18 protein-coding genes are annotated in these 23,349 nt (G+C 54.0%); 9 read left to right on the forward strand and 9 right to left on the reverse strand.

Going from position 1 to position 23,349, the window contains the following annotated elements; genetic code table 11:
• Positions 1-90: 90 nt before the first annotated feature.
• Positions 91-1,434, reverse strand: coding sequence for a DUF711 family protein (locus tag SH287x_RS19285; protein ID WP_479516027.1), 1,344 nt, complete (start codon positions 1,432-1,434; stop codon positions 91-93).
• Positions 1,435-1,512: 78 nt separating this feature from the next.
• Positions 1,513-2,106: a glycine cleavage system transcriptional repressor gene (locus SH287x_RS19290; protein WP_479516028.1), complete on the reverse strand. Its 594-nt coding sequence runs from the start codon at positions 2,104-2,106 to the stop codon at positions 1,513-1,515.
• Positions 2,107-2,579: 473 nt separating this feature from the next.
• Here SH287x_RS19290 and SH287x_RS19295 point away from each other — a divergent pair, with 473 nt between their 5' ends.
• From SH287x_RS19295 to scpB, 4 genes are all read left to right on the forward strand, one after another.
• Entirely contained in the window at positions 2,580-3,857 is a 1,278-nt protein-coding gene (locus SH287x_RS19295) for an AI-2E family transporter (protein WP_479516029.1), read from the forward strand.
• A gap of 376 nt (positions 3,858-4,233) precedes the next feature.
• Positions 4,234-5,199 carry a hypothetical protein gene (locus tag SH287x_RS19300; protein WP_479516030.1) on the forward strand — a complete coding sequence of 322 codons (966 nt, stop codon included), beginning with the start codon at positions 4,234-4,236 and terminating at the stop codon, positions 5,197-5,199.
• The gene (locus SH287x_RS19305; protein WP_479516031.1) at positions 5,196-7,115 is read left to right on the forward strand and encodes a polysaccharide biosynthesis/export family protein; all 1,920 of its coding nucleotides are present in this window, start codon (positions 5,196-5,198) and stop codon (positions 7,113-7,115) included. Before SH287x_RS19300 ends, SH287x_RS19305 begins: the two co-directional genes overlap by 4 nt.
• 298 nt (positions 7,116-7,413) lie before the next feature.
• A complete protein-coding gene (gene scpB, locus SH287x_RS19310; protein ID WP_479516032.1) occupies positions 7,414-8,298 on the forward strand; it encodes an SMC-Scp complex subunit ScpB in 885 nt (294 codons plus the stop codon).
• A gap of 19 nt (positions 8,299-8,317) precedes the next feature.
• Here the strand turns inward: scpB and SH287x_RS19315 are convergent, their stop codons facing one another.
• Entirely contained in the window at positions 8,318-10,012 is a 1,695-nt protein-coding gene (locus tag SH287x_RS19315) for a serine/threonine protein kinase (RefSeq protein WP_479516033.1), read from the reverse strand.
• A 432-nt stretch (positions 10,013-10,444) separates the two neighbouring features.
• On the opposite strand from SH287x_RS19315, the gene SH287x_RS19320 reads away from it, so the two are divergent.
• The gene (locus SH287x_RS19320) at positions 10,445-10,987 is read left to right on the forward strand and encodes an inorganic diphosphatase (protein ID WP_479516034.1); all 543 of its coding nucleotides are present in this window, start codon (positions 10,445-10,447) and stop codon (positions 10,985-10,987) included.
• A 370-nt stretch (positions 10,988-11,357) separates the two neighbouring features.
• Here SH287x_RS19320 and SH287x_RS19325 read toward each other — a convergent pair whose 3' ends face one another.
• Entirely contained in the window at positions 11,358-12,080 is a 723-nt protein-coding gene (locus SH287x_RS19325) for a class I SAM-dependent methyltransferase (RefSeq protein WP_479518738.1), read from the reverse strand.
• Positions 12,081-12,572: 492 nt separating this feature from the next.
• Between SH287x_RS19325 and SH287x_RS19330 the strand changes: the two genes are divergently transcribed.
• Positions 12,573-12,896, forward strand: coding sequence for a DMT family transporter (locus tag SH287x_RS19330; RefSeq protein ID WP_479518739.1), 324 nt, complete (start codon positions 12,573-12,575; stop codon positions 12,894-12,896).
• A 15-nt stretch (positions 12,897-12,911) separates the two neighbouring features.
• Here the strand turns inward: SH287x_RS19330 and SH287x_RS19335 are convergent, their stop codons facing one another.
• Positions 12,912-13,241 (reverse strand): YegP family protein, encoded by a 330-nt coding sequence (locus SH287x_RS19335; protein ID WP_479516036.1) that lies wholly within the window; start codon positions 13,239-13,241, stop codon positions 12,912-12,914.
• Between the two features lie 548 nt (positions 13,242-13,789).
• Between SH287x_RS19335 and SH287x_RS19340 the strand changes: the two genes are divergently transcribed.
• Complete coding sequence (locus SH287x_RS19340; RefSeq protein ID WP_479516037.1) at positions 13,790-14,944, forward strand: DUF1559 domain-containing protein; 1,155 nt, start codon at positions 13,790-13,792, stop codon at positions 14,942-14,944.
• A gap of 243 nt (positions 14,945-15,187) precedes the next feature.
• Here the strand turns inward: SH287x_RS19340 and SH287x_RS19345 are convergent, their stop codons facing one another.
• The 4 genes from SH287x_RS19345 to SH287x_RS19360 form a co-directional block, all read right to left on the reverse strand.
• Entirely contained in the window at positions 15,188-16,120 is a 933-nt protein-coding gene (locus tag SH287x_RS19345) for a protein-methionine-sulfoxide reductase heme-binding subunit MsrQ (RefSeq protein ID WP_479516038.1), read from the reverse strand.
• Positions 16,121-16,233: 113 nt separating this feature from the next.
• The gene (gene msrP / locus SH287x_RS19350) at positions 16,234-17,220 is read right to left on the reverse strand and encodes a protein-methionine-sulfoxide reductase catalytic subunit MsrP (protein ID WP_479516039.1); all 987 of its coding nucleotides are present in this window, start codon (positions 17,218-17,220) and stop codon (positions 16,234-16,236) included.
• 630 nt (positions 17,221-17,850) lie between these two features.
• The gene (locus SH287x_RS19355; protein ID WP_479516041.1) at positions 17,851-18,258 is read right to left on the reverse strand and encodes a GxxExxY protein; all 408 of its coding nucleotides are present in this window, start codon (positions 18,256-18,258) and stop codon (positions 17,851-17,853) included.
• A 1,250-nt stretch (positions 18,259-19,508) separates the two neighbouring features.
• On the reverse strand, positions 19,509-20,615 hold the full coding sequence (locus tag SH287x_RS19360) for a glucose 1-dehydrogenase (protein ID WP_479516042.1): 1,107 nt from the start codon (positions 20,613-20,615) through the stop codon (positions 19,509-19,511).
• A gap of 392 nt (positions 20,616-21,007) precedes the next feature.
• Between SH287x_RS19360 and SH287x_RS19365 the strand changes: the two genes are divergently transcribed.
• Both SH287x_RS19365 and SH287x_RS19370 read left to right on the forward strand, forming a co-directional pair.
• Positions 21,008-21,277, forward strand: coding sequence for an RNA polymerase subunit sigma (locus tag SH287x_RS19365; RefSeq protein ID WP_479516043.1), 270 nt, complete (start codon positions 21,008-21,010; stop codon positions 21,275-21,277).
• A gap of 306 nt (positions 21,278-21,583) precedes the next feature.
• Positions 21,584-23,338 carry a DUF6798 domain-containing protein gene (locus tag SH287x_RS19370; RefSeq protein ID WP_479516044.1) on the forward strand — a complete coding sequence of 585 codons (1,755 nt, stop codon included), beginning with the start codon at positions 21,584-21,586 and terminating at the stop codon, positions 23,336-23,338.
• The last annotated feature ends 11 nt before the right edge of the window (positions 23,339-23,349 follow it).

The following is a 23,349-nucleotide window of genomic DNA, read 5'->3' on the forward strand; positions in this document are numbered from 1 at the left end:
GACCGCCGGGAATCTCACAAGCCATCAGAACACAATCCCCAGGAAATCGGCCCTCCGAACATGTGATCAAGTGAGTCGGCGATCATGCGATCAAGGCAATCGGCCGCCTCGACGGGCAATGGCACCACTTCGTCCCGCAGAGAAAATTGGTAACACAATGGCTTTATTATCGATGCCGCCCATGGAAATCGAGTCGCCGCCGCTTTTCCCCTGCACGGGCACCAGCCGAACTGTCACCGGGCGACCACTCACATGCCCGATGCTCATCTGGTCTGCCAGAACAGCGGACAACGTTTCGGCATCAGTGTCGCCAGGGACAGGAACCAGATCCAGCCCCTGGGCACCGACTCCTGTCAGCAGCGAAAGCTGATTGAAACTGGTTTCGCCCGACCTGAGCGCTTCGGTCAGCCCGATATCGTCCATCAAAGGCAAACGCACTCCCCAGGAGCCACAGATCCGGGTGGCGGCAAATCGCCCGCCGTCACGCACAGCCCGATCTAACATGGCAATCAGGGCGGCCGTTCCCGGTGCACCAAAACGTTCAATCCCCATCAAGCCGATCAACTCGGCCACGCTGTCTCCTGGCCTTAAAGAAGGAGCGACCGTCAGATCAATGCCGCCCCAGGCCGCTCCTAAGCGACGGGCCAGTTCCCGCCCGGTCAGTTCAGCCGCGCGTGTCGCGCGAAACGCAGCCGTTCGGATCTCTGCTGCCAGATCTTCCAGCGGGCAGTCCGGTTCTTCAGTCAGCCGGGCTTTAAGGCATTGGCTGATAATTCGCGGGGCACTGATTCCCGCATAAAGCTGCATATCCGGCATACCATCCGGGCAGCCCGCTTTTCCGAAGCAGGCGCTGGGTGGGTTGGCCACCACGCTCATCCGGGCGGCTGTTCCCGGACGATCCGGGGTCATTCTGGAAAGCTCCAGCAATTGTCTGGCGACTGGTAGCAAACCCGAGAAATTCATGCCCACTTCACTGGTGCCTGCCACAATCGCAGCATGCACCCGCTCCGTCTGCGACAGCGATTGTGGCAAGCTTTCAATCAGCTGGCGTGCCCCGCCCGAAAGACCATGCTGCATCCAGGCGGAGAATCCGCCAATGGCATCGACCCGCACATTGGCCGCAGCACCATCCAGAGTGCGGGCAATATGGAACAGGTCTTCCGCTGTGAATCCATCAGCCAGATGATCAATGGAGGTCACGCTCAACCAGCGCTGAATAATCGGGACGCCCAATTCGCCCGAGACCTGATGACACGTTTCCACAAACTTGCCGGCCGCTGTTGTGACCCGTTGATAAACGTTTTCGCAGAATCGATGCAAAGACCGGTCAACACAATTGGCAAGGCTGATGCCCAATGTCACGGTGCGAACATCAAAAAACTGCGCCGGCCCATCCAGATGCATCCAACTCGTCGTAGGAAGTGTCGGCTGCATGAAAGGTTCCTGGAGCTTCAAGACCAGAGGCAAGGGAAAGACAAATGACACACGAAAGAATCAAACACAGAACGGAGATCAAGAACCGTTTCGCAGGCGGATCGGCCCGGGACTTTGCGTGGCCAACCCGACTTGATGATGCTGCATCGTTATTGTGGCTCCCGTGGACTGAGAGAGTTCTTCAAATTCCCGTTGAAGCTGAATCCGATCGACCGATCGCGGCACAGTGAGCGCAAATCGGGCCACAAAATAATCGCTGTCAGGCATCGTCGACGCATGCAAATCCGCGATATCAATCCCATGATGAGCCAGACGATAGCACACTTGACGCAGGCTGCCACGACGATCAGGCCCCACCACCGTCAAAGAATAACGCTCCATTTGCTGAGGTTTCCCCGGAGCCGACACTTCGGGAATATCGCCCTGGGTCAGTGGCCGCAGGGTCAACTCAATGCCAAACGGATCGCAGAAAGCACGAATGTGATCGATGATCACGCTCATCGGTCGGTCGTCCGGAAAATCTGCCGTCAGCAACATGGTGAAATAGTGGCCGGTGACTGTCTGGCTGACATCACGCAGGTTCCCCCCCAGTTCATCCAGAGCCGTGGTGATCGCCGCCATGACACCGACTCGATTAGCAGCCATCATGGTCATGACATACGGCTTGGACATGAAGGAGTTTCCTGTAGACCGTCACGGCCAGTGAAAAACGGATGTGCTGATTCAGAAGAATTTTGTGAAACGGAAATGCCGTGGACACAAAACTATGGCTTCATATCGATTTTCACCACTCATAAAAATGACAAAGAGAACATCTTGTGTGGTCGGACTTGAGAGCAATTGAAAGCTCTCCAAGGTTAAGATAACGAACCCCGCCCGAGAAATGTCTTCACGAGAATCATCCTTACTATAATCACCTGGCATCAGGAATGCGCCGGCTGAGTTGAAGCACCAGCACAAAAGCCATCTTGGGAAATGGGTGGGAATTCAGAAATTGGACAACACCCATTGATCTCATCATCTCCAACTGAGCTTCAGGCGGTAAACGGTATTTGCGTGACAGTATTTGCATGACCGTGATTTGCCTGATTGGCTGGTGAGCCGAAAAAGCTGGTCTGGGAAAGATCTCAAGGAAAGCCGAATTCATGCCACCCCGATTTGAACAAGCCTCCGGCAATACCATGGCGCGGGCCATTTCTCTGGCCGTGCTGCTGGTCTTTATCAGCGTTTTTGTGCTGATGTTTTATCAGGTGATGGCCCCGTATCTGATGTCGTTGTTGCTGGCTGCCGTGCTGGCGATTCTGGCTCAGCCGATTCACCGAAGAAGCCTGGAATTCTGCCGGGGATGGAACCCCGTCGCCGCTGGCCTCACGACCTCAGCGGTGGTGTTCGTGATCGTGCTGCCAATGCTCTTTGCCATTCTGCTGACGGGACTTGAACTGTCGGTCTTCGTGCAGGACAACCTCACCGATGAGTCATGGGCCAATGCCAGAGATGATATTTCCCATCGCATTGACTGGTTTGTTGAAAAGCTGCTGCCCATCCTGCCTAAAGAAACCGACCCCAAAGTCGTCAAATCCCAGATCCTCAGTTCCATTCAGGAGCAGGTTAAGCAACTGGGGGTTGGGGCTTCTCAAATAGCGGCTTCAACCTGGGGCATCATCGGGACGGTCATCCAGTTGTTTGTCCAACTCACGGTCTGCCTGCTCGGCCTCTATTTCTTTCTGGCGGACGGGCCAAGAATTTTACGCGGTGCCCAGAATCTGATCCCACTGCAACGCGAATACCAGCAGCAAGTCTTCGATCAATTTACAAAAGTGACCCGCTCGGTTGTGGTGGGGACATTGGTCGCCGCCATTGGTCAGGGAGTGGCCATGTCGCTTGCGGCGGGCGTTTTAGGCTTAGGACATGTGTTTGTGTTTGGGATGGTCACCACCGTGGCAGCGATGGTTCCCATGATTGGAGCCGCGGGCATCTACGTTCCCGCCAGTATCTATTTTCTGGTTCAAGGTCATTACACCGCAGGCGTCATGCTGTTTCTGTTTGGCTTTTTCATCATCAGTAGTATCGACAACGTTGTCCGGGCCTACACGCTGAGCAGCAACGTCCAGATGCACCCACTGCTCGGGTTCGTTTCCATTCTGGGCGGTCTGGAAGCCTTTGGCCTGTGGGGCATCTTCCTCGGCCCGATGATCGCTTCAGTGCTCTATGCACTGGTGAAGATCTTCAATCAGGAATTGAAGGGAGTCCTCTCGACACCAACTCCAACGTCACCGGCTGATCCCGAAAGCAAAACCATTGATGCACATACCGTCGCTGAACAGGTCGTTGCAGCGGCCATTACCACGCCCACAGCCATCGTGGCCACCATGATCGACACCCCGCCGCCAGTCGCCGACGCAGGCGGCCCGCCAAAATGCTGATCACTTTGTGCCCGTGTTGATCGCATCACCGGTGCCTGAACGTTCGAGGTGCCCCCTTTCCTGAAAATTTCCGAAAGCCTTGAAAGCGACGTAACTCACTTCTGATAAACAGCTTGAGTGCGTTTCTTCATGCCGCAGCTTCACCGGTGTTTTTCGGTAAAATCCGAAAAATCGTCATTCCCGGCGGCCTCCTCACCGATATCAGAAATGACAAATTCGCCCTGCGCGATGTTTTCGGCCTTTGGGACGAAGGCATGGCGTATCGGTCAATGAAACTTCATGGATGAACGGAGCAAGCGAGTCAGGCAGTCACCTGCATTGGGGTGGCACTTGACCTCCGCGGGCACTCCAGCGATTGATGTTGTTGGATGAAAATATGCGCCGGCTGATCAAACGTCTTTCACTGGCCGGTTGCCTGGGGGCATGCGTCAGTGGCTGCGCGACTATCTCGGAAGATGGCTGCATCGACTGCGCGCCAAAGCATGTCCCGTTTCATCACAAATACCTTCCCTGGTGCGATGGCCTGCTGACAAAGCATACGGCTCGCCAGTGTGCCGATCGCCATTTGGCCGCCCATAGTGCCAAGTGCGGCCAGTCCGTCAGCAAGGACTTTCGGCGCGGCTTTGAGCAGGCATTTGAAGACGTGGCTATGGGAGCTCCCGAAGCCGTTCCTGCGGTGCCTCCGTCTCGATATTGGCAGGCCTACTACCGTTCTGATGTGGGCCGCCCTCTCGTGGAAGACTGGTTTGATGGATATGCCACCGGCCTGGATTATGCCAGGAGTAGCCAGATCACCAGCCTCAACCGCGTGGCCTCAACCGATAAGCCTTATCTGACTCCCGAACAGCAACATCATTCCAATAGCCATGGTGGCGGGACGATTCCAGAGAATGGCTGGTCTCAGCCGCCGGCTTTGGCACCCATGGCCGCACCGATCATGCCAACCGAGACGCACTTACCGCCGGAACCTGTTTATACCACGCCGCCGGCTCACTCCCAGCCACCATTGAACGCAATTCCTCCCATTCCAGGGGCCGGTGCTCCTCAGGGAATGGTGCCACCGGCGACTCCACAATGGTCTGCGGAACCCCAAACCCGTGTTTCTCGAACGGGAATTCAACAAACGACTTACAATGCTCCTCAGAACATGACGCCTCAGGTGAATCAGGCTTACTTTGGGCCGGCAGGTGCGTATTCAGGCCCCGCTCATTCGCCCGCGCCTTATCAGCCCTCCCCTCAATTGACTGGGGGATTTTCGCCAGTCGAATTTCCAGGGAATACCCCTCAGACGATGATGCCCAATCAAACTCAGTTTTTTGAACAAAGGAGTGTGCAGCCATGATCTGGACACTCTCACGTCGCATCATGCTGGCCCGTTGGATCATGCTGGCAGGCCTCGTTGTCCTTCCAATGACCGGGTGTGCCGCCTTTCGGCCCATGTCTGGCGTTCCTGCCCGCTATTTGCCCGACGAACTGCGCGGGCCATCGCGCGCCGATCAGCGAACCATCGATCTCTCTCTATTACGTCAGCCAGTTCCAGCAGCTTATCTTCTGGATAGCGGTGATGTGCTGGGGGTCTATATTGAAGGGCTTCTCGGACGCAAAGAAGATGTCCCGCCCGTTCATTTCCCGCTGACCAACGACGTTCCCCCTTCGCTGGGTTATCCTACGCCGGTACGGGAAGATGGAACGATCTCCCTCCCCGTGATTGGTGCCTTGAACGTTCGCGGCATGACGATCATCCAGGCGGAAGCCGCTGTTCGTAGAGCCTACAGCACACCAAAACAGATCTTGCAACCTCATCAACGCATCAGTCTGGCATTGCAACAGCCCAGACTCTACCGTGTGCTGGTCATTCGGCAGGAAGCCAACCAGCATGGATCAATCTCCGGCCAGGGCCAATTGAATCTGGGTGTCGTCAAACGCGGAACCGGAAAGATCGTCGCGCTCCCTGCTTACAAGAATGACGTCCTGCACGCCTTGGCCGATACAGGCGGTCTTCCAGGGTTAGATGCCGAAAATGCCATCTATGTCATTCGTGCCCGGCATGCATCCCCTTTAGGAATCACCAGGCAGGAAATATCCACCAAACAACAGGCGAATGTTCGTCAACGGGCGAACATGGCCAAAGAACAGCTAGCTATCCGTGGCCAATCCCCCGGCCATGATTCATCGCTCGACTGGAACGGCGTGAGTCGCCAGAACCCGCGGGAGTCAACCGGCTTCTCTGATCCTGTCATCACGGATCAATTTGCCGAACGCCGGGAGGGATTCTCTCATCCTCAGCAATCCCCAATGAACGCCCCTCACATGGGCCAGCCTTTAGGAAGTTTCTCAGACAGAACCCCCCGGAACAATAGATCGCCTGTTGGTGCCGGAATAGTCAATGCCGTAGGACACAGCACCGCCTCTCAGAACGCTCCACCAGTTTATCAGCCCGCCTCACACCAGATCATTCCCGGAATGCCGCTGCAAAACCAGGCGGGATTTGGCCAACCCGTTGCTGATCCGTCACTCGATAATCAGCCAGCGCCAAGCCCCTCTGCCTGGAACCAGTCAGGCGTTGTTCCTTCAAACCCTTCAGCTTTCCCGTTAATGCCCGAGCCAAATGGAGAAACGGTCATTCCCTGGGATAGCACACAGCGGTTTGCTCCCGGCCATCAAATGTTTGGCGCACCAACGCCGGCCTATTTTGATCACTATCCTGAAGACTCTATCCCCACCATCGATAATCCGGATATTATCCGCATTCCCATCCGGCTAAAGCCCGGCGAACAGATCTGCTTTGACCAGAATGACGTCATCCTGAATGACGGCGACATCATCTTTATTGAGTCTCGCGATACCGATGTCTTCTATACCGGTGGACTATTAGGGGGTGGTCAATATACATTACCCCGTGACTATAATGTTGATATTCTGGGTGCCATCGCGATTGCTCAGGGACAGGGCAAATCCCAAGGGTCTTCGCGTCAGATTGGTGGGACATCGGCTCTCAATAATGATGTGACGATCAGCGCGTCCAATGCGATTGTGCTCCGGCCTATGCCAGATGGCACACAAGTTCCGATTCAGGTAAATATCTATCAGGCGCTCCGTAATCCGTCTGAGCGAATCGTGATTCAGCCGGGGGATTACATCCTGCTGCAATATACCAAGTTGGAAGCCTGCGGCGCATTCATAGAAAGAAATCTGCTGGAAGGTGCCCTCTTTGGTGTCGCAGCTTCTCAAATGAATTCCAACCGCGGCGGCAATTAGCAGGGTGTATGCCAATGCACCATTGGTCTATCAGAAATCACAATATTTGTCGAGGATAAACAGTAGGGTGGGTTAAGCTCGTTAGGGTGGGTTAAAGCTCTGCGCAACCCACCTTTTTTCTAGTAGGGTGCATGCCAATGCACCAATTCGATGTAAAATGCAAGACTGGTGCATTCCGAGGACTCCATGTACCCTACTGTTTCACCTCGATTAATATTGTGAGTTTCGATTTCAGCTAGCGCAACCCGCCTTTCTTCTTCCCCTCCCTAGGCGGCATTTGAAATCAGGAGTCGATTTCATGGAAGACTCTTCTCTTGCAAGCCCGGACAACGAAGAAACCTCCCAAAACGCTTCATCCAACACGCCAGATTCCTGGCCCGCCAGCGATGAGCCACAATGGGATGTGGACGACCTAGAAGCAGCCTACCGACGTGCTCTTGAAGCCTGTGAAGCCGCGGAAGAGAGCTATGGACAGACAATGTTCCCCGCAGAGGGAGAAACACCTCTCACCGCGTTAGCAGAACATGTCGCGGCTCAATTGACTGGCCAGACCACTGATCCTTCACCAGAGCTGTCCAGTAGTGAACCGGTATCATCTCTCTCAGCAAACGTAAGTCGCAAGCAGGAGCCACAAGCCCAGCGGCCAGCAAGACCATCTGCGGAACCCTCTGTTCGATCAGTGATCGAAGCCTGCCTGTTTGTCGGCAGTCCACCTCTCACTGTTGCCAAGCTGAAAGAGATTCTCCGCAACGATATTACTGACGAGCGGATTGAATCCACGATTATAGAAATCCGCACTCTCTACAATGAAGAACAACGGCCGTATGAGGTCGTTCAGCAGGATTCGGCATATCGACTGGCTCTGCGACCTGACTTTGAACGGTTACGTTCTAAAGTTTACGGCCAAGGCCCCAAAGAAGTGAAACTCTCCCAGGAAGCGATTGAAGTGCTTTCTGTGGTCGCATATCACCAGCCGATTGAAGAGAGGGAGGTCAACGAACTCTATGAAATCCCGGCGGGTTCTCTCCTGAAGCAGCTATTGCGGAGAGAACTGATTGCTGTGCAGCGTGACCCCGACAATCCTAAGGTTGTTCGCTATATCACCACACCTCGTTTTCTGAAGCTATTTAACCTCCGCCGCATCACTGACCTGCCGAGAACAGAAACGTTTGCCTTTAAGTAGTGCATTGTCAAATGCTCTTTTATGGCTGTATTACCTGAGGCTTGTCTTCCTTGCCGTCAGCTTCCGAGAGCAATCCCTGAGCCTGTAATACCCAATGGCGAGCCGTAGGGTCGTTGCTATATAGCGAGACCACCCCTTCCCAGACGACGCGGGCTTCATCCAGTTGGCCTTGCGCCCGCAGAGCTTCTGCACGTTCAAGAGCCGTCATAACAAACGCATCACGCTCGGCTCGGGAAACCTGCTGGCGTTCCAACTCTTCAATCTGATTATTGACAATGGTTTTGAGTACCGCGTACTGACCATTCCCTTCCAACAGCACTCGCAGTGATTCAAACGTCTGGCGTGCTGCCGGGACATCACCCGCGTCGAGAAAGGCCCGCGCCAGTCTTAATAATCGTTCTGGCTCAGACGCCGGTGGAGCCACGCGATCACGACGGCGGGAAGGAAGGATCGTCGATTCAATCTGATAGACCTCAACTTTTTGCAGATATGGCTCGACCTGGTCTCTCCAGCGGACGGGATCAGATTGCAGGAGCGGCACCAGATACAAATCGCGCGCCCGAAACCAGCCGGGGCCGGGCGGGCCTTCCAGCAGTTCCTTGGCGTTGGCAAACTGTTCCTCCGGGTCGATCCCTGTATTGAGAAACAGGTAGGTTCCCGTCCCGACAACGGCAATAAAGAGACTCAGCAGCACGTAAGTGTTGTTGAAGAATCGCGAGATCGGCCCTTGTTTGTTCTGCCGATCCACTTCGGCACGCACCAGATCACGAACAAACGTCGGCCCCAACTCCACCTGCGGGGATTCTTCTTGTTCTCCCAGGTTTTCGCGGGTTGCCAGAAGATCAGCCTCGTCAGGCATGGCAGTCTGTGACGGATTGGTCGACTGATTGCGAAAGCCGATTTTTCTCTCAATCTCCTGAAGCTTTTTCCCCAGCACATAGGCGTCAGGCGGTCGCTTTGAGGGATCTTTTTCCAGCAATTGACAAACAATCTCATCGATCCAGATCGGAAGATCCGGCAGGTAAGACCGCGGCCTGTCAAACTGTCCAAACCGATGCTTGTTCAAAACCTCAGCGGCTCCGTTCCCACTGAAAGGCGGCCGACCAACCAACATCACATACAGCACGGCCCCCAGCGAATACAAGTCGCTCCGGCGAGAGGACTTGACCCCTTGCGCCTGTTCGGGAGACATATATTCGGCAGTGCCAATCACGCCCCCTGTGGCGGTCAATTTCCCACCCGCGAAGACCTGAGCCACACCGAAATCGGTCAACTTTAATTTTCCGTCGGGAGTCAGCAGCAGATTGGACGGCTTAATATCGCGATGAATCACTCCCGCGTCATGCGCCGCTTTCAACGCGCCGCAAATGAGAATCCCCAGCGACAACACATCTTGCCAGGGCAGGCGTTTTTCCCGTTTGATTCGTTGAGTGAGCGTCTCTCCTTCCACGTATTCCATCGCATAATAGTACGTGTCGCGATCGGCACCACTTCCGTAAAGCCGCACAATTTGTGGGTGGTTGAGAGTGCGCAACACTTCAATTTCCCGATTGAAGCGGGCCACAAAACCGTCCTCACGGGCCAGTGATGCGGGAAGCTCTTTAATCGCTGCCAGGGCACCGGTCGCTTCGTCACGTCCCAGATAGACGTTCCCCATGCCGCCAGAACCCAACTGCCGCTCGATAATGTAGTTGCCAATGCGATCGGGAAGCATCAAAAGATAGCTGTCAATGAGAAGGGAAAATCAAAAGGGGACGCTGATTCGATGTTGATGATAGCCTAGCCCAATGCCAGTTGGACAATCGGACAAGCGGATCTTTTTCCGCCCATGGGCCAATTCAGGAATCACGAGTCAGAAATCATGGGCCATCATTTGTCTTTTTCTGAGCATATCTGCCGTGTCAGGTGAATGCAGAGGGAAATTCCGAAAGAATCCCAAGGGATAAAATCGTTATTCTGGAAAAAAAGTCGCTAAGCTGAAAAGGGGGCACCAGAGACGACCGATTCTTGAAACTGGCAATTTGCCATGAAGATGGCTGATCGCACTCGGAAACACCCTGTGTTTATTGTTAAGGTGATGATCAGAGCCATCGGGATCTTCCCGTGGCAAAATCAGACTGGTCGACAACGAGTAGGAGTTGCGTGAATGACTCACGCCTGGCACGACGTAACACCTGGTGAAGACCTTCCTTCCGAGTTCACCGCGATTATCGAGATTCCGCGCGGTTCGAGTGTCAAATATGAACTCGACAAAGAGACGGGAATGCTGCGGCTCGACCGCATGCTGCATTCCGCCGTCTATTATCCCGCGAACTATGGTTTCATTCCGCAAACCATGGCAGAAGATGACGATCCGCTGGATGTTCTGGTGCTTTGCCAGGAACCGGTGGATCCACTCACACTGGTGGAAGCACGCGCCATTGGGTTGATGACCATGATCGATTGCGGCAAACGGGATCATAAAATCCTGGCTGTGGCCACGCACGATCCCGAATTCAACTCGTTCCATGAAGCGACCGAACTACCACCGCATCGATTGGCCATGATTCGCCGTTTCTTCCAGGATTATAAAATGCTGGAAGGCAAACAGGTCGAAGTGGACGATCTGACCTGCGCAGAAACCTGCTTCCCGGTTATCCGTGAAGCTCTCGAGCGTTATAGCCTCGAACGACGCCGGGGATTCAAGTAACGAATGTGAGTCGCCGTCGCCCTGTGATGCCATCGGGGTTGCAGGAAATGGGTGAGTGTCGCTACTCAAGCTGCACTCCACCCTATTCGGCAATCATCGGCAGGGTGGAAGCAGCATTTCACACACACGAGCCGGAAGCGCCACGAGCCGGAAGCGTCAGCGACGGGCATGACGAATTAATCACTCCGCCGCCACAAGTCCTTCAACACCCCTCCGAAACAAAACATTTTTCTTGAATCCCTCTCGCTCCCGATTGCGAGATCACTAATGCGAGTGCCCGTCGCTGACGCTTCCGGCTCGTTGGTATGGGCCGCGTTGCCACAAGAGGTCAAAGAGATTGGCGTGGGCTGGCCCGAGCTTTCACTTCGCTCTATTCGGCAATCAACGGCTTCCGCCCGACATAGACATAGTGCGGTGCCCGCATGAACGGCATATAAGGAACTTTGCCTCGTCGTTCGCTGAGCACAACCGTCTCCAGATGGCTCTGTAAATACGGCAGGTGATCACCCGAGAGAAAGACGTTATCTGTGGCAAACCAGACCTGCCAGAAATGGCGGGTTGACCAGGGATGCCGCACATTCCCTTCGGGCGGATACTTCCTGCTGACGTAGAAATCAACAATCCCCAGCACACCTCCTGGCTTGAGCATGCGAATCGCCTGATCAACCGCCTTGTGCCAATCGGGGATCATCGTGAGTGAATACGAGAACGTCACCACATCAGCCAGCCTCTCTGGCGGCAGGAATGTCGTGGCATCGTGATGCACGGCTTTCACATTTTGCCAGCCCCTCTTTTCAATACGGGCTTCAGCCACTTTCAACAACGAACTGGAAAGATCAACCAGATAGACCTGTGAGAACTTCGAGAGGCGATCGCCCCACTTCTCGGCGTTCTCTCCCGTGCCGGCTCCCAAATCGACCCACACAGCCCCTTCAGGAGCGGGAAGCTGATTGAAGAGATCTTCCTTGCCGTGAAGAAGCCGCTTCCGAAACGAGTCGTACCCCGAAGCCTGGCCCTTATAGAAGTCTTCCAGTCGTTCTTCGTGTGTCTGCCCACGTCCTTGCCGGACAATCATGTGCCAGAGAATCTTCATGTCATTCAAGAAGCTGCCAGATTGTTTTCCAGCGTTCTTGTTGGAAGGGCTTGCGGAGGGCTGGCCAGGTAATGAAGAGGGCACAGGTGATGTCATAGGAGGATTTTCAGCCATCTCTCAGTTCCTTGTTGACCAGTGAACCGACAGAAATTGAAGTGTGTGTCAGTCGAGGCGTTGACGATTTTCGCTACATCAGACAGTGCGTAGTGTTAGCCCTCTGGCTCTCGCATGCAACTGGACATGCTCTGTTTCAGTGAGAGAATCTCCGGTGAAGTAATCACTCCTGTCGACTGGCACCGTTTCTGGCATCAGGATTGGGCCATGGGAAGCTTGTCTTTGGCGGTCATTGGCATAGAATAAAGGGAGTTAATCCAAGAGAGGCCACGTCCTCTGCCAGCTGGCATTCACAGAAGAGATGCCCACCAGTCTGGAAAATGTGTCCGGGACGACCCGGCGACCTGTTGCAGGATCGCCGTCATGTCTTCGCTCTCGATTCCCTGGATTTGCCTCATATTAGCCGGACTTTTTGAAATCGTCTGGGCTTATTTCATGAAGCAGTCTCATGGCATGACCCGGCCAGTTCCCACACTGCTGACGATTGTGACCATGCTCCTGAGCTTTGGTCTGCTTGCTCAGGCCATGAAAACGATCCCTCTGGGCACCGCTTATACTTTGTGGACGGGGATTGGTGCGGTCGGTGCGTTTGCCGTGGGAATTCTGTTTCTTGGCGAGCAACTGACGCTGGCTCGTCTGGCTGCTGCGGGACTGATTGTCGCCGGCTTGGCGCTGATGAAATTGTCAGCGCCAAGCGTCTGATTTCTGTCCGGGAACTTATTTTTCGACGACCGTCGTCGTGGCGCCATGGGACTTCACCGAAGCAATCCCTCCGTCACGCGCCTGTGTTGTCGAATACATCTGGCTGCTGCCGATGATCTGGCCATTGGCGGCTAAAAGGTTGAAGAAGGGCGAACCATCCCTGGCTTCTTTGCGATCATATTTGTCGTCAAGTTGGCTATTGGTTTGAACGGAAGCCACTCCCCCCTTCGCTGCCTCTTTGCTGGTGTAAGTCTGGCTGGAGAGGATTGTCTGGCCATTCGAGGCCACCAGCACGAAGTGAAACTGCCCGTTGTCGTTCTTGCTGATCTCGTACTGACCCGCCATGAATTCACTTTCTGTACTGAACAGTGGGAGAGAAATGAAACCGACGAGATCCTATCCCGTAAGTTTCATGAGAGCCAGAAGTTCTTCTGAAGTCAGCACGTCCCAGCAAGCGACAAGGAAACCTTGCCCATAAGGTCATGAACCAACCAGACGGCCACAAACCAGACAAATGGGACAGAGATTTCATCTCTGAAAATGACTCCCCCTTCTCAAACCGGAGGAGAGAGTCTCTGTTTCACATCCTGCTGCGTCGCGAGGAGAGAAAAATTCACAAAAAATGTCGATTTCAATAACTTCCGATGAGACAACGAATTACGACTGTACATCTGCGCTGAAGACGCGTTTTCTCGACCAATCGCGATGATGACGATTCTGTCACATTGCGAAAACTTACGGAATCGTCATCATACTATCGACACTGAGATTTAATCTCAGATTTACTCCCTGTGGATGAAGATGCTGCCCAGGCATCACATCAACTGGTGGTTCATTCTCGGGGCTGATCCCCCTCCCGCCTTATTCTCCCACCGCATCTTCTGGAGTTTCCTGTGTACGGTTTAATTCCTCCGCCAGCCAAATCATCAGGTCGAAACGCCCGACGCGGCTTCACGCTCATCGAGTTGCTCGTTGTGATCGCCATTATCGCGATTCTGATTGCCTTGTTGCTCCCCGCAGTGCAACAGGCGCGTGAAGCGGCTCGCCGGACACAGTGCAAAAACAACCTCAAGCAGATCACGCTGGGGATGTTGATGTTCCACGACACCTACGGCAACTTCCCCTATTCACGCACCGGCTCTCTCTGGCGAGTTCTTCCATTCATTGAACAGACAAAACTTTTCCAGACATTCAATGACGCTCGCCACCCCAACTACAACAACCCGTCAGCCAACGAATACCGCTGGGGCTATAACGGTTCAATGTCTGTTGCCTGGCAAGATGCTTCAGGAAACGATCATGTGCCTGCACTCTGGGCAGCCATGGCACACCAGATTCCCACCTATCAATGCCCCAGCGCGACCGGCACTCGCCAAGCGACTGTCACGGTGAGTGGTGTGGCTTATCCCGCCGGGGTCAGTGATTACGCCACGCCAAGAATCCCCGCCGTCCGGCCACAAGGCCATCCGCTTTTCTATCAAGGCGGCGAGCCTCAAATGAACTTCAATACCGCCATGACCCCGCCAGGATCAAGAAACTCCGACCCCACGCACAAGGGCGCACTTTCGCGTGATATCACCGACGGCATGAGCAACACCCTCATGTATTTTGAAAGTGTGGGATCTCCAGAACTGTATGTCCGCGGCCGTCAGGTGGCTGCCACTGGTGGCAATAACTTTGCATGGTCTGGAGCCGGCGATGGCATCAAGATGTGGGCCTATGCTTCGGATAATCCGAACGCAGATAATTCAGTTCGTAATAGCGGTAGCGCTGGGGGGGACACGGACAATCCGCCGACTAATCCAAACTCCCCTGCAAACCCCACGGTTTGCAGTCGGCCAGCAGCCTGGGAAGCCACGATTGAATCTTGCGGCAAGTACGAAATTATTGGCCACGCGAGCAAAGCCCAGCCCTACAGCTTTCACGGCTCCAGCGTGAACATCAGCCTCTGCGATGGCTCAACCCGCACCCTCAGCCAGAACATCGATAACGGGGTCTTCCTAAACCTGATGCTGCGCGATGACAATCAGGTGATTGGTGAATTCTAATTCGGAGCCTGCCGATAACACTCCTTCTCCCGCAAGCGGGAGAGGGCCGGGGTGAGGGTCTGATAAACTATCAGTATCTCCAAAGCCAATACCAATCCCCTCATTCGGCCTGCGGCCACCTTCTCCCCAAGGAGAAGGGTATGAGCATTTTCGGGCAGTTACTACAAGCCAGTCGGAACTGTCACAGGTTGCGGCTGGCTTTGTTTCATTTGGCCAATCGGAAATAACAATGAGAAACAATAATCATGCTTCCAGAGTCAGGTCGCTGCGTGCATGTGCCTGGCAGAGCAGAATCTGTCCGTCCTGTTTTTCCTGAGCCGAAAGAGCCTCGTCGACACTCATCTCCACCTGACCTGCGATCAGCCGCGCACGGCACTGACCACAGTAACCCGACCGGCAATCAAACGGCCAGTCGATCCTGGCCTTCTCCATCGCTTCCAACACGCTCTCATGACCAGAGACGGTCAACGTCTGGCCCGTTTGAGCCAACGTCGCTGTGAAGGTCTGATTCTCAGTCTCTTTGCTGGCCGCAACGATCACCTCAGACCGAGCTTGTGTCGGCCCTGTTTCAGACGGGGAACGGTCTCCTGTCATCGTGACTTCACGAGACCAGAGCCAGCGAATTGCGAAAAAGATCCCCAGCGCCATGGTAAAAGCCAGGGGTTGGCGGATATCGGCTTTCACCTGCATCAAGTAATGCAGCACAGCCAATCCCCCCACGAGATAAGCCAGCCGGTGCAGCCGCTTCCAACGGACGGCCCCCAGCCGGTTGATCATGGCGTTGGTTGAAGTCACCGCCAGAGGAACCATCAGCAATAAGGCGATCACCCCCACCATCAGAAAGCGGCGTTTGGCAATTTCATCCAGCGTACTGGTCAAGCTCATCATGCGGTCAAAGATGAAATAGATGCCAAAATGCAGGGCCGCATAGAAGAACGCAAACAGGCCCAGCAATCGTCGAAAGGCGACTGGCGTTACCCACCCACTGACCAACTTCAACGGTGTCACCGCCAGCGATGCCATGAGAAACAGCAGTGAGACATACCCCGTCGTGTGGATCGCCTGAGAGACCGGATTCCCACCGGTCTTTCCCTGGGAAATATCCCAGATCATCAACGCCAGCGGAACCAGTCCGTTGATCAGAAGAAGCAGCTTCCAGAACTGAATCTCGCTCACATCCCCATCCCACGCAGGCCATCTTTATCTGGTGTCAGTTGTCCAGTTGTAGGGTGGTGTTAAGGCTTTGCGCAACCCACCACGGCCTTACTCCAGACAACTGACCGTCGCTCTCAATAATTTCTACGCAGATCCATTCCCGTATAGAGCGACGCGACTTGCTCCTCGTAACCGTTGAACATCAGCGTCTTTCGACGCCCAAATTCGCCAATCCTCTGCTCGGTCGCCTGACTCCAGCGCGGATGATCAACCTCGGGATTGACGTTGGCATAAAAACCATATTCATGCGTAGCGAAGCGGTTCCAACTGGTCGGCGGCTCTTGATCAACCAGCGTGATTTTGACAATCGACTTGATCCCTTTGAAGCCATACTTCCAAGGAACCACCAACCGCAAGGGAGCACCATCCTGCGGGGGCAATTCTTTCCCGTAAAGCCCCGTGGCAAGAATCGTTAAAGGATGCAAGGCCTCATCCAGACGCAGCCCTTCAACATAAGGCCAGTCAAGAATCGGGACGGCTTGCCCAGGCATGCGCGCAGGATCAAACAAGGTTTCAAACGCGACATACTTCGCGCTGGACTTGGGCTGAACCGCTTCCAGAATGCGGGACAACGGAATGCCCGCCCACGGAATCACCATCGACCAGGCTTCCACACACCGCATGCGATAAATGCGTTCTTCGACTTTCCCCAACTCCTTCAGCGAGTCCATCGTGAAGGTTTGCGGCTTGTCGACCAACCCGCCGACTTCCAGCGTCCAGCCCTCTGTTTTGAAGTTCGCCGCTAACCGGGCCACACCTTCTTTTGAAGTGGTGAACTCATAGAAATTGTTGTAGTTAATGATGTCCTGCTCGGGCGTCTTGGTCTCATCCACCACAAAACCACTCTTAACCGGATCGGCGGCCAATTCACTGGGCGCAACGACGCCTTCCAGAGGAGCGGTGTTCGCTTGCTGCTGCACCGGCCCCCTGAAAGCACGATAAAGGCCGATCGATGCCCCGATCGTCCCGATTCCTACCGCCGCCCGCATGATCTGCCGGCGGTTGAAATAGAGTTCAGGAGGCGTGACTTCGGAATCAGGAATCTGAGGTGGCGTTGACATCCTGGCGGTCTTTCTCCGTGAGCACCACGGGAATGGAGCAATCTGACTTACCGCTCATGGGGAACTCGTGGACGATTAAGCATAAACAACAGTTCCTGCCTTATCCAATTGTGTGGATGTGTGCCATTGGCTATGTCAGTACAAGTTCAATCGGCGTCAACATTGAGAATCACAATGGCAAAGCCAGTGCAACTTGTGATTCAGACATTACTTGTATCGCACTGACGGAGCCAGTGACACCCGAATTTTTAGCTTTGACAGGACATCAGGTGTGGAGACTTTTTTCTTTATGACTTTTGTGTCGGCGCTGCCAGATTGATATTTCACCGCGAAGACGCAAAGGACGCGAAGGAATACGATGAAAACTCAAGTGTAACGACCAGAAGGAAGTCGGTAGGTTTCAAGCCATGAGCTACGGGCTGAAGTCCTTCCTTGCTGTTGATAGCGAATCGTAAAGACGAACTCTTTCCTTAGCGATCTTCGCGCCTTCGCGGTCAATCCATTTCACTTTCACCGCGAAGACGCAAAGGACGCGAAGGAATACGATGAAAACTAAATAAGAGAAGCGAGTTGTGCCGGTTACACACCTCACTCATTTTTTGTTAATAGATAAGTTTGAGTCATGGATGGTTAAAGATTGAGTACCACTCGCTTGATTCCGTCTTTAATTCGCGTGGTATTCCAATTGACGAGAAATCCCAGATGATGTCCTGAAAGCTTCAGGTACGTTATAATTTGAGCAGTGTGAATCGGCTGGAGTGCTTCAACAGACTTATTCTCGATAATTATGCACTCTTGAATGAGCATGTCGATGCGATACCCTGCGTCAATGATCAGGTCACCATAGCGAATTGGAAGCTTGATTTCACAGTCGACTTTGACTCCTCGCTTGCGAAGCTCGTAAGCCAGGCAGGATTGATAGGCGGACTCTAGCAGCCCTGGCCCTAGTTCTCGGTGCACTGCTAGCATTGCATCCACGACGACCGTTGCAATGCTTTCGATTTTTCCTGAAAACCCCTCTGATTGCTGTTGGTTCATTGGCGTATCTCAGTGCTGTTGATAGCGAATCGTAAAGACGAACTCTTTCCTTAGCGATCTTCGCGTCTTCGCGGTCAATCCATTTCACTTTCACCGCGAAGACGCAAAGAACGCGAAGGAATACGATGAAAACTCAAGCGTAACGACCAGAGGGACGTCGGTAGGTTTCAAACCGTGAACTACGGGCTGAAGTCCTTCCTTGCTGTTGATAGCGAATAGTAAAGACAAAACTTCCCTTAGCGATCTTCGCGCCTTCGCGGTCAATCTATTTGACTTTTACCGCGAAGACGCAAAGAACGCGAAGGAATACATTGAAAACTCAAGCGTAACGACCAGAGGGAAGCCGGTAGGTTTCAAACCGTGAGCTACGGGCTGAAGTTTTTCCGTGCTATCGATAGCGAATCGTAAAGACGAACTCTTTCCTTAGCGATCTTCGCGTCTTCGCGGTCAATCCATTTCACTTTCACCGCGAAGACGCAAAGAACGCGAAGGAATACGATGAAAACTCAAGCGTAACGACCAGAGGGACGTCGGTAGGTTTCAAACCGTGAACTACGGGCTGAAGTCCTTCCTTGCTGTTGATAGCGAATAGTAAAGACAAAACTTCCCTTAGCGATCTTCGCGCCTTCGCGGTCAATCTATTTGACTTTTACCGCGAAGACGCAAAGAACGCGAAGGAATACATTGAAAACTCAAGCGTAACGACCAGAGGGAAGCCGGTAGGTTTCAAACCGTGAGCTACGGGCTGAAGTTTTTCCGTGCTATCGATAGCGAATCGTAAAGACGAACTCTTTCCTTAGCGATCTTCGCGTCTTCGCGGTCAATCCATTTCACTTTCACCGCGAAGACGCAAAGGACGCGAAGGAATACGATGAAAACTCAAGTGTAACGACCAGAGGGAAGTCGGTAGGTTTCAAACCGTGAGCTACGGGCTGAAGTCCTTCCTTGCTGTTGATAGCGAATCGTAAAGACGAACTCTTCCCTTAGCGATCTTCGCGCCTTCGCGGTTAATCCATTTGACTTTTACCGCGAAGACGCGAAAAGGAAAATGTGCCTCTGTTAGATAACAATTCTGCCGAGTGTGCTGGCCAAGCTAAATTTTCGAGTTGTGTGCTACTGGCTTTACCAGTGCAATTTGTGATTCATGCAAGACCTGGATCGCACTGGCGGAGCTAGTGGCACCCGAATTTTCAGCTTGGACAGCACGCAAGAATGCACGATATTGCACCAGCACTTCTGGCCCCTTAAAATTAGCCCTGGGCCACTTTCATATAGACCTTGATGGCTTCCTTGTCCTCGACCAGTCTGCGAATCAGTTCGGCATAGTTTTCCAGTCCTTCAACCGGCGTCGTCAGGATCTTTTCCGTGACGCCAGGGAACGCCAGCTCCCCATGAGCCAGCGATTGAATGCCAGATTCAAAGTGCTTGCGGTTCCCGTTCACAGAACCCACCAGCAGCTTGTTCCCCAGCACCCATTCAAGATTGATCTTGTCCGAAGGAACCGTGCACGACTGCTGACCACCCGTGATGCTCGTCCAGACCAGTGCTCCGTTGTGTGAAAGGAATTCCATCGCACCAAACGCAAGCTGGCTGGAACCGGTCGCTTCGACAATCAACTGGGGCTTGCCCGTCTTCTTAACAAGTTCTTCCAATGGTGTTTCAGCCGTACTGACATAAGTGGCACCATAAGCTTCGGCGATTTCAGCCTTCTTATTCCCAGCCTTTTTCGACCGGGCCACCGTGTAAACTTCCAGCCCCTTCAACCGCAGGATCATCGTCGAGAGCAGGCCAATCTGGCCCGAACCCATGACATACGCCACTTCTGGCTGCCAGACCTGCAATCGCTGCTGTGCCAGATAAGCCTGCTCAATCGCCTTGGCACAAACGCTGGCAGGCTCACTGAGAACACCCAGATGCTTGAGTTGCTGTGGAACTTTGACCATATATTCGCAGTCATCGACCCAGCGCTCGGTCAGATAACCGTGTCGCAGGTTGATGCCGCGCTCATAGTATGTTTCTTCGCTGGTGATGTCGTTGCGACCGATCTTGTCATAGATCGAACCACCCGGCCGGCGAACCGTGCAGGAAACATAATCGCCAGGCTTCAGATCTTTGACGTTTGGCCCGACGGCTTCCACCACGCCAAAGCTTTCATGGCCCAGCACCAGATAATCAAACCCTGGAGGAGCGTTGCCATACAGGGCTTCGTTGATCTCGCGGTCGGTGGCATCCACACCAATTTCCAGCGACTTCACCAACACACCACGGCCACCAGGGACGGAGTCGATGGTGGGGGGATCAATGTCACGCAGGTGAATGCTATGGGCTTTACCAGGGTAAACAGCGACCGCTTTCATGAGAGACAGGCTTTCTTATGTGATCGTATCTGAGAGGAAGATCTTTATGGTGAACCCCACGCAAGAGCGAAGGGGCTTCCGGGCAGCAGTCGCACGGAAGGATGGTCAACAATAACAGTTCCATGTCAGCAGATATCATAGAGGCCTGGCCGGGATTTCTGAAAGTCAGGTTGTGCGGTTCTCTCGCAGCGTCATTTATGAATTCCTTCTGATAAGCTTGCCGCTTGACAGCATCCCCCTGCACGAGAACAATCGCCGCGCAGCAACCCGTTTTGTACGAAAGGTTTCGTACACATTGGTTAAGTTATCCGAGACACTCGCCAGCAGACGATTTTCAAATTGGCTGGAGACTGTTTCGATTGTCACAACTCAGGACGAGGGAAAGATTCATTATGAGTGGGCCAATTATTCGCAGCGGAGCCAGCCCAAAGTACTCCGAGAACTTCGACAAGATCTTCGGCGGTGCCAGGAAAGCGACCAAAAAGGCCACCACACCGACAACGACGGCCAAAAAGACCACTACGAAAACCACTGTTACGAAAACCACGGTAAAGAAGGCCTCCCCTGCGCCAGCAGTCACTCCACCAGCAGCCACGAAAGTCGTCAAAAAAGCGGCGAAAGCGGCTGCTCCTAAAAAGGCGGCTAAGAAAGCCAGCAAGTAATCCACTTTAAGAGCCTGCCCGGAAGCACGGATTTCCTTCACTCTCAGGGAGAAGGTGGCCGCAGGCCGGATGAGGGGGGGAACGCGAGGCTCTCAGTGAAAAGAGAGCACGTTGAAAAAAGAGAGCACGTGGCTCCTGATGAGGGGTTGTCTAACGCGTTTTCATCTGAAATAGCGTTTTGTGTGACATGCTTGCGGCTCTGAGGAGCAAGCATGTCTTCGTGGTGTTCAACGCGCCATCTCAAGTTGCGATTCGTCCCGGTTCCCTGAAAATCGGTGGGGAAATATCTCCACAAAAGGTGGCCACGTGGCAACTGCCCAGACAAGCTTACACCCGCCTGCCAGTCGTTCCTCAGAATCGGGGATGTGGCTGGTGGCCGGATGGTTGGGATGGCTGGTCACAAGTTTGATCACAGCCCCCATTCCCGCAGTGAATGAACCTCACTATCTGGGAAAAGCCCGGCACTTCTGGAATCCGTCATGGGGGGCCGGGGACATGTTTCTCGATTCCCCGAGCGTGCATGTCCTCTTTTTTGCCGCCACAGGCTGGCTGCCACCCTTCTTCGGGTTGGCCGTCACCGCCCTGCTGACGCGGGCTGCGTTTCTGGGGATGTTGGCGTGGGGCCATTGGCAACTGGGGAAATCGCTGGGCCTCTCTTCTTCGGGAAGACTCGCCAGCATGTGGTTGATGGCAGCCTTTGTCTCCATTGCTGCGGTCTCGGGTGAGTGGATTGTCGGTGGCGCGGAATCCAAAACTGCCGCCTACGGCTGCCTGTTTGCTGCCATCGCCACATTGAACGTCCCTCAGGAATTCGGTAGAAGGCGACTGGGCCGAATCCCCGCAACTGCGGCATGGCTCGCCTGGTCGATCGCCTGGCACCCGATTGTCGGAATCTGGGGCGTCTTCGTCACGATTGCGGGTGAACTCGGCACACGCTTTCTCATGGGTTCCCGGCAGGCGCCATTGTCAGCTCAAACGAATGTCCCTGGCACCGTGCCACCCGAATTCCGCTGGCAGGATCTCCTGTTGTTAGCCGGTTGGCCGCTGGCCGGGTGGGCACTTTGGGCGGCAGCAAAAGTGAGCCTGCTGGGAACAACCGACGAAAACATCAGTTTTCAAGCCAATTACATCCAGGTCTATTACCGTCTCGCCCATCATCTTGATCCGATGGCCATCTCCTCATCAGTCTGGCTGAAAGGCCTTTTCGCCGTGTTACTCACCATGGCAGCCGTCATGGTTGTCCGTAGCCGACAACGAATCGGCGCACTTAGTGGTGTCGAGATTTCTTCAGGCACCACTTCACCCGGCATAGCGATTGTCAGGCGTCGTGGCTGCGTGAGATTGGCCCTGATCACACTGGCCACTGTGGGAGTTTCCGCTGCGGGATATGCCATTGGCTTTGGCCCACGCCCCGCTTCCGGGATGCCGGGATATGAGTGGCGAATGAAGCTGCTGAAGTTCTATCCCTTCCGACTGGCTGATATTTTTGTCCCCTTGCTGTTGGCGCTAAGCCTCGCGTGGCTGATCACAACCTCTGGCAAGACAGCGGCAGACCATCGAGCCTCATCAATACGCCACCGCAGGATGAGCCAATGGGTCACTCATGGGATGAGATCGTATGGCCTTGTCATACTAGCGGGCATCCTGTTGACGGTGACATCGCTATCGACACTGGGGTCGTGGAACGCCTGGCGTCAGTCGCAAAAGAAACAGGCCGATTGGGTAGCCGCCTGTCAGTGGGTGTTTGAAAACACGCCGCCGGGAACCCTCTGCCTGACACCGAATGGCCACCATTCCTTCAAATGGTTCGCCGAACGTCCGGAGTATGTGTCGTTCAAAGATTGTCCGCAGGATGCTCAGGGAATTGTCGATTGGAACAAGCGACTGCTGTTGCTCTCAGGCTGGTTCAAAGACCATTTCCAAAGCGGTTATTCTTCCGCCGCCATGCAGAAATTGCGGGAACTGACGGGAATTCGTGTTTTGATCGTTGACCGCCTGGGGCCGATCGAACTGTCGCCAGACTATCAGAACGACACCTATCGCATTTATCGGCTTCCATGACATTATCGGAA

It is taken from the genome of Planctopirus sp. SH287, from assembly GCF_056500625.1.

Bases quoted from the DNA above. Each gene is read 5' to 3' on its own strand.
- SH287x_RS19285 (WP_479516027.1), bottom strand. From the start codon at position 1,434: ATGCAGCCGACACTTCCTACGACGAGTTGGATGCATCTGGATGGGCCG.
- SH287x_RS19290 (WP_479516028.1), bottom strand. From the start codon at position 2,106: ATGTCCAAGCCGTATGTCATGACCATGATGGCTGCTAATCGAGTCGGT.
- SH287x_RS19295 (WP_479516029.1), top strand. From the start codon at position 2,580: ATGCCACCCCGATTTGAACAAGCCTCCGGCAATACCATGGCGCGGGCC.
- SH287x_RS19300 (WP_479516030.1), top strand. From the start codon at position 4,234: ATGCGCCGGCTGATCAAACGTCTTTCACTGGCCGGTTGCCTGGGGGCA.
- SH287x_RS19305 (WP_479516031.1), top strand. From the start codon at position 5,196: ATGATCTGGACACTCTCACGTCGCATCATGCTGGCCCGTTGGATCATG.
- scpB (WP_479516032.1), top strand. From the start codon at position 7,414: ATGGAAGACTCTTCTCTTGCAAGCCCGGACAACGAAGAAACCTCCCAA.
- SH287x_RS19315 (WP_479516033.1), bottom strand. From the start codon at position 10,012: ATGCTTCCCGATCGCATTGGCAACTACATTATCGAGCGGCAGTTGGGT.
- SH287x_RS19320 (WP_479516034.1), top strand. From the start codon at position 10,445: ATGACTCACGCCTGGCACGACGTAACACCTGGTGAAGACCTTCCTTCC.
- SH287x_RS19325 (WP_479518738.1), bottom strand. From the start codon at position 12,080: ATGAAGATTCTCTGGCACATGATTGTCCGGCAAGGACGTGGGCAGACA.
- SH287x_RS19335 (WP_479516036.1), bottom strand. From the start codon at position 13,241: ATGGCGGGTCAGTACGAGATCAGCAAGAACGACAACGGGCAGTTTCAC.
- msrP (WP_479516039.1), bottom strand. From the start codon at position 17,220: ATGTCAACGCCACCTCAGATTCCTGATTCCGAAGTCACGCCTCCTGAA.
- SH287x_RS19355 (WP_479516041.1), bottom strand. From the start codon at position 18,258: ATGAACCAACAGCAATCAGAGGGGTTTTCAGGAAAAATCGAAAGCATT.
- SH287x_RS19360 (WP_479516042.1), bottom strand. From the start codon at position 20,615: ATGAAAGCGGTCGCTGTTTACCCTGGTAAAGCCCATAGCATTCACCTG.
- SH287x_RS19365 (WP_479516043.1), top strand. From the start codon at position 21,008: ATGAGTGGGCCAATTATTCGCAGCGGAGCCAGCCCAAAGTACTCCGAG.